The organism is Novosphingobium pokkalii (assembly GCF_014652855.1).
Taxonomy (GTDB): domain Bacteria; phylum Pseudomonadota; class Alphaproteobacteria; order Sphingomonadales; family Sphingomonadaceae; genus Novosphingobium; species Novosphingobium pokkalii.
Genome location: NZ_BMZP01000047.1, coordinates 1 through 5,126 on the forward strand (window position 1 = coordinate 1; position 5,126 = coordinate 5,126).

2 protein-coding genes and 1 pseudogene are annotated in these 5,126 nt (G+C 57.9%); all 3 read left to right on the forward strand.

The window, feature by feature from the left end; genetic code table 11:
- Positions 1–288 (forward strand): annotated as a pseudogene (locus tag IE191_RS20835) (conjugal transfer protein TraA); the annotation flags it as partial.
- Positions 289–441: 153 nt separating this feature from the next.
- Positions 442–1,008 carry a hypothetical protein gene (locus tag IE191_RS20840; protein WP_191326354.1) on the forward strand — a complete coding sequence of 189 codons (567 nt, stop codon included), beginning with the start codon at positions 442–444 and terminating at the stop codon, positions 1,006–1,008.
- A 188-nt stretch (positions 1,009–1,196) separates the two neighbouring features.
- Positions 1,197–4,979: an anti-phage protein Upx-like protein gene (locus IE191_RS20845; RefSeq protein ID WP_191326355.1), complete on the forward strand. Its 3,783-nt coding sequence runs from the start codon at positions 1,197–1,199 to the stop codon at positions 4,977–4,979.
- The last annotated feature ends 147 nt before the right edge of the window (positions 4,980–5,126 follow it).

Sequence of the window (5,126 nt, forward strand, 5' to 3'; positions counted from 1 at the left end):
CCCGAACTGCGCGCCGAGCGGTTCGTCAGCCGCTGGAACGAGCTGTCCAACCAGGCCGATCGGCACTATGCTACCGGCAACATCGACGCCTACAAGAACGCCCGGTCAGCCATGGCAAACATGGCCAGGAGCCTGGAGCGCGATCCGCAGCTCGAATCCCTGCTGGCCAGCCGCAAGGCTCAACTTGGCATCACCATGATGGACAGCGAGCGTAAACTTGGCGCCCAGCTCGCGTTCGAGCACGGCCTCGATCTTGGCCGGGGGCGGGGGCGGGGGCTCGGGCTGTAGGGCAGGCCAAGGCCCGAGTCGCTGCGCCTTCACCGCTTGGCCCAATCTCAAGCCGCCTTAACAGGATCTGCGCCGACACGGCCACCAATCTCACCCCTTCCAGCGAGGTTCCAGCCTCTGGCGTTCCAAAACTGGCACGGTTTAGCTGCGCCCATGACCGAGACAACCGACATCGAAGTGACCACCGCCCAGGCTTTCGAGGCCGTGCGGCACGAGCTCAGCCTTTTGCATAATGCCGTCGCCAATCTGACGGCGGCACGCGAGCGGATCCCCGATCACACCGCCGCGCTCGATGGCATCGACCGTAGTCTGGGCAATGTCCGCGCCCGGCTTGCCGCCATCGAACAGGCACCGGCGGTCTCGCTGACGCCTGCCGAAATGACGAAGCAGATCAATCTCGCCGCCCAGACAGTGCGTACCGAGGACAGGCGCATGCTCGACATTGCCCGCGCTGCGCTCGACAGGTCGGCCGGGCAAATCGACAGCGTGGTGAAGCGCGGACAAGCTGCCGATCAGCAGATCGAGCGTCAGATATGGAGCGCGGCGGCGGGACTGCTTGCCGGCAGCCTCCTATGCGCCACGCTCCCCGGAGCCATTGCCCGATCCCTGCCGGCCAGTTGGCACGTGCCCGAGTGGATGGCTGCGCGAACCATGAACATGGATCAGAGGGCCGCCGGCGAACGATTGATTGCGACGGCGCGCGGGCCAGAGCGGCCGTAATTGCGGACAGTGGCGACAGTCTGGTTTTGAGGCCAAATTTGCGTAAACTGCCCTTCGTTCAGGACGGCCCCGCCTCGCCGGCGTCGGGAGTCGGTTCAGGCTAAGCAAGGCTGTTACGTCGTTCCAATTAGACAATTGCAAAAATTAGGTATTGCACCACTTTAAGTAAAAGCCGAAGCCATAGCACTATGGATGCTGTCGATTATGCGCAGGCACTTGAGATGATGACGTCGCTTGGTGCTTTTGGCGAGGTAAATTTGAGTTCTATTTCCAACTGCAACCCAGCGTTGATGAAGCAGCTGTCTGCCCTCGATCCGCTGGCAACTGTTGCGACGTTCTCGGGCCTGCTGCTGCAACCCGAACTCCAGACCAATTGCCTGAGGATCGAGACGCTGATCCACCTCGCTTTGGCGGTCGGAAGCGGAAAACAGACTCCTAATCCGAAACTCGTTGCTGTCGGCTTCAACCAGCTAGGCAAAGGTCAGTGCGGATCAATGGAAGACCCGGCGGAGGACGTCTTCGTCGCCACGGTACGAAGCCCGCGTGGCAATTTCAGGATTCTTGAGGGAGTTTGGGAAGGGAATGCCTACTTCCTGCAGAAATTCATCGATGCGGTGGAGGACATGCCCGCCGGCACCGGCTACGATGAAACCCGGACGAGCATGTACGGCCTGCTACGATTGTCCGACCTGATTTGCGAACGCGCGGGGCTGCAGCGGCACCAGCTGGGTAACGAATTCAACACCGCGAAGATGTCGCTCGCTGCGGCGGAGCGGTTTGTCGCGGCGAGACACCACGTCAGATTCAAACTTGCGGAACTGCCGGATCTCGGCATCGACCCGATTTCCCTGGCACCGTTCTTGTTTACGCCGTCTGGTCGGGCGCTGTTGCTGAGCCAGACCATCGGTAACTCGGATTTGGAACGGCATCCGCTCGTCCGTAACGACACATATCTGTATGTCGCCCTGCCGACCGCGATCAGCATTGCCATCCGGACCTTCGTGATTCAGCGCATGAGCGAAGCGGGAATGCGGGATGCATTTTGTCGCGGTCTCGCCAATGTCTATGCGCGAACGCTCCAGACCTTGCCGCTCCTTGGGGCGAGACGCGGGCCAGCGATCAATTTTCAACCGGGGCCACACGCTGCGATCACCCAAGTCGGTATCGAGTTCGATGTTGGTCGTTTCATCCAACTCCTCTTCTTCACCGACAACCTGCGGGATTTCGAGGAGACTGGCTTCACTGGACTGAACCCTGACACGATGGAGCTGGACCGCACCTTTTCAGAATCCATCGCCGCCTTTCAGAAGCACGCGCAGCAATCAGAGGTTTATCGCGGCGGACTTACTTTGATCGTAGGATGCGGAATCGGGCGGGCCGCAAGCACGATGATGGAAAATGACCAAGACGCGAACTGGCGCGTACTAGGCTGCTCTTCGTATGATTTTGAGACACTGAGCTGGCTGCGCGAATTCAATCCCGAAACGCTCTGGCGGATATTGGAAGGTCAAGCAAAAGTTGAGCAGTTGGGGATCACACTCCAGAACGCGAATGGTCTGCTCAACCTGGTGGCATGGTCCAGAGAATTGAATGGGCACCTCGTCCCACATGGCGACGTTCCCGATGATGTCGGCGGTCCTGGCCAGCAGGCCATGATGATCGTCACCCAGAACGGGATACGCGAGCTGCGCCATTCGGTCGCCCAAGCGTGCGATGTTCGCGTCGCCCAATTTGTCGATGGATCATGGCTGCCGATCCGCAAAAATCGACTTTCGATCTTCAAGGACGATGAGCGCGCGTCGCTCTATGCCAGCGAAGTTCCAGGCGAAGCCGGGCGACCGATCTCAGCTTTCACAACAGCGCAGCGGACATGGTGGGTGGAGCTCTTCACCCCCGAAGAAGTGCCGGGATTGTTCGCCTATGAGCGCTTGGCGATGCTCAGCACCTGGTTGAGCCGAGCGGCAGAGAAACTGGAAGGATTGGTCGGCCTGCCGCCAGGCCCCATCTACTGGAAAGCAGAATTTCGCGGCCAGCCGGGTGAATTCGATAGGGGCGCTGGGCGCGCATCATATGACGAGGCACGAGCGGCGATCCAGGTCGAGGCATCAACTGGTGACTCGACATTCCGCACGATTGCCGACGACGGGTTCGAACAGGCCGTTTTCCATCCGGAAAACATCGCAGAGAGAGCGGTTGTTGCTGCACTTGTTGACGCGGTCAACCAACTCGCAGGTACGCCACTCTCGGCTATCCAAGCAGGTGCGCTGCTTCAGGAAATTGTGCAGAGTCCGGCAGCCAGGCATGGCCACGCCTTCATGGCGCGCGAGTTTCGCGATCATGTACGCGACGATATCGGCGGGGAAGTGATCCATATCAGCAGGGATGATGATGCCTTTGTCCGACTAGGCTTGGGATGGGCTGCACGCGAACGCAGTCTGGGTCCTAATATCGTCGGAAAAGCCGAGTGTTCGGCATTTCTGAATAGCGTGGTTCGTCATCTGGAGAACGAACTTTGCACCGATCTCAAGCAGTTTGGGCGCAACTCATTTCTCCAGAAGCTCCTCCGAAATATGGAGTTTGCTGCCAACGATCGGGACCGGTGGCGCCGGACTACCGCTGCGATGATTGCCTTGCACCCGCCCGCAGCGGAGGCAATCGAAACAATCTCTGTCCATGACTTCAAGCTCAATGCGGTTTTCCAAACGAGCCGGATTCTAGCCGAGATGGCCATTTGTGCATGCCCGGATGCAGGGGCGGTCAAAGTCGGAAAGCTGGATTTATCGCGCCTCATGGCAAAGGCCAGCTTACTCTTTCACATTGGCGGTTGGTCGGACGCGATCCGTTGGGGTGTCATGAAGCCAGAACTTCGGATCACGCCACTTGGAGATATCCATGCCCAATTTGGCTATGTGGACGAAATCGTCGAGCCTTTCGCGCGCGCTAGCGCCGCAGGGCGGACATCCAGCGATGCTGACAATTACTCGAAACACCTTGAAAGTTATGATCCTCAGCTGACGGTTGGCCACCTCCTTGATCGGGAATTTGCTAGAGCATGGGAAGAGCAGTTTGGTCTGACCTTCGACGAGACGCGCGTCTTTGTTGATCACTGCGAGAATTTGGGCATCAATGCCGGAAAAGGAGTCATTTCGGTTCAACGGTCGGCGTTCGACAATGTTTGCGTGGAGGGGCAAACCGTGTCGCCAGAACGCGCTTTGCGATTGCTCGATGAGCTGACCCTACTACCGCGGGACGAATGGCGCGAAGTTCCACCGGGCTACAATGACCGGGACCGCCAACCTTGGAGATTCCGCCGGAGGCTGTCCCTACTGCGCAAGCCATTCCTGCAGATCGAGGAGGGAAATGAAACCGTCCTCCTATTCGCGCCGGGTCAGATTCGGGACAGCTTTGTTTACATGTTGGGCAATTTCCATCGCGGTGAATTTCCGCAGGAGCAGCTCAGCCCGAAAATGAAATCCTGGGCAGGAAAGTCTGCAGATCGGCGTGGTGCGGCTTTCTCGGCGGAAGTCGCCGCAAAGCTGGTGGAAATGGGATGGCAGGCAGAAACAGAAGTGCGGGTCACTAAGCTGCTCGGTCGAGGTTTCGACATGGACTATGGCGATGTTGACGTTCTAGCCTGGGATGCAGCCTCAAGTCGCGTTCTCATCATCGAATGCAAAGACGTTCACTACCGCAAGACGTATGGAGAAATTTCTGAACAACTTGCGGATTTCAGAGGTGAACTCCGAGATGACGGTAAGCGGGACTACCTGCTAAAGCATCTCGACAGGATGGGCGTGCTGCAACAGCATTTGACCGAGGTCGGGAGACGTGTTGGTATTGCCGGCCAGCCCAGTTTGGAAAGCCATCTTGTCTTCAAGAACCCTGTGCCGATGCAGTTTGCGCTGAAGTTTATGGAAGAGCGGGTTACGGTTAGCAACTTTGATAAGCTTCCAACTAATTTTGTCCGTTGATGTCATTTGCTTTCTCTACGCCGACTTCTCAATTCTCAAACCTGAACAAATGGCGCGTTTCAACGGTCGTTGACACGTCTTCCAACGTGTCAATCGGCGTCCAATCGGGGGTCTGACTCAAATTCCGTGCAGATTTGACATTTCTGC